The following is a 1,880-nucleotide window of genomic DNA, read 5'->3' on the forward strand; positions in this document are numbered from 1 at the left end:
GATGGTCACCCATCGCCCCCCTCACAGATCCCGGCGTGCAGCTTTCCCGCACCGGGCTCTTCCACCAGGTTACCCAACCGCATTCGCGCTTGAGCGCCAGTTGTGCACGATCCGCGGTGCAGGGAGCGGGACGCGCGCCAGGGTGGCTCTGAACCGGTCCCAAGGGAGCCTGGGGCGTTGCCCCCGCCGCCGAAGCACCCACAGCCACCCCCTCGTAAGCTGAAGATGAAAGCGTGCGATGCTGGCGGCGTTGCCGGTGATGCCGAAGTAGGCGTAGTGCCCACGCAGGACCGCGCCGAGCCACCGGGACTGAGCCCGGATGGTGTCGTGCCGTCGTTTCTTCATCTCCAGCCGTAGCTCCTTGAGTTTGCGGATCAGTCGCTTCCTTTGCGTCTTCCGTTTCACCATAAAACGCCCGTTCCGGCTCACCCCGCAGTGATGCGTGAAGCCGAGAAAGTCGAACGTCTCGGGCCGTTTCTCGCCGCGCCGCTGCCGATTTGCGGCAGCAAACCGACCGAACTCGACCAGTCGGGTCTTGCCCTCATGCAGGCTTAACCCAAACTTGGCGAGCCGTTCCGGCAGCGCGGCAAGCATCTTCTGCGCGTCGTCCCGAGCCTCGCACAGCAGCAGAAAGTCGTCGGCAAAGCGGACGAGGCGGACATGCCGCCGCGCCTCCCGCCGCTTCCATTGCGCCACCCACAGGTCGAGCACGTAGTGCAGGTAGATGTTGGCCAGCAGTGGGCTGATCCCGCACCTTGCGGGGTGCCCTCCACAGTTTCGGCGTACACACCGTCCTCCATCACACCGGCCCGCAGCCACAGGCGAACCAGCCTGAGGATACGAGGATCGGCGGTCCGAAGTTCGAGCATCCGTATCAGCCAGGCGTGGTCCACGCTGCCGAAAAAATTGCGGATGTCGACGTCGACGACCCAATTGACACGCTCGCTGATGATCGCCGCCGAGACCGTCCGCAGCGCATCATGGGCGCTGCGTCCAGGGCGGAATCCGAACGAGACGTCATGGAAGTCAGCCTCATAGAGGGCGCTCAGCAGCTCGGCCGCCGCGCCCTGGACGATCTTGTCCTCGAGCGCGAGCAGGCCAAGCGGCCTTTGCCCCCCATCGGCTTTCGGAATGTAGGTTCGCAGCACCGGCATCGGCCGATACTGGTTCGCCTGGAGACGGGCATGGAGCGCGCGGAGATTGCTCTCCAGGTCCCGCTCGTAGTCCGCCACCGTCACTCCGTCCACGCCGGGCGCCGCCTTCCGCCTCAGCCGCCGGAACGCTCGTTCGAGCGCCGCGACGTCGAGATGGTGGAACAGCGCCGTGAAGCGGGTCTGGCGCGACCTCGCGGCCGCATCGTTCACCCGGACGAGATGCGCGTGCAGGGGTTTCCAGCTCTGCGTCTGGACCTGCCCGTTCTCGCTCGAGGTCCCCAGTGGTCGGGGCCTTCCCTCCGGCCGGCTCGTTGCCTTCGCCGCCATCAGCAGTACTACGCCCCGATCCGCCACCCCACCGCACATCGGGCGCTGCCTCCGGTTCTCCCTCGGCAAACGTCCGCTCCGGTGACCAGCCGGAGCATGCGATCGGGCTTCTCAGGTTCCCATGCCATCCCTGCGAACGTGACCTGGTCTCCGACCCCGGCGGCCCGCGCGCTGCTCGCCAGTTGCGCAGCGCTCGGTGTTGCCTTCGGCAGGATGAACAGCCTCGGCGACCGCGACCAACCCATTACGTGGCTCAATACAGACCCCGTTCGCTTGCTATCTACGCTTAGCCCGCTCCGTTACCGGCGGCGGACCCAAGACTCGCTACCGGGCGCATGGCTAGTGCTTACCCGGGCGGGACTTCCACCCGCTGGACACCATGAACTTCCTGACGCACTC

Annotated in this window: 1 pseudogene; it reads right to left on the reverse strand. The window is 66.2% G+C overall.

The annotated features are described in order from the left end of the window. Positions 1-69: 69 nt before the first annotated feature. A pseudogene (ltrA, locus tag NMG80_RS37485) lies at positions 70-1,520 on the reverse strand (group II intron reverse transcriptase/maturase). Positions 1,521-1,880: the final 360 nt, after the last annotated feature.

This window comes from Mesorhizobium escarrei (genome assembly GCF_935825525.1).
GTDB classification, from domain to species: domain Bacteria; phylum Pseudomonadota; class Alphaproteobacteria; order Rhizobiales; family Rhizobiaceae; genus Mesorhizobium; species Mesorhizobium escarrei.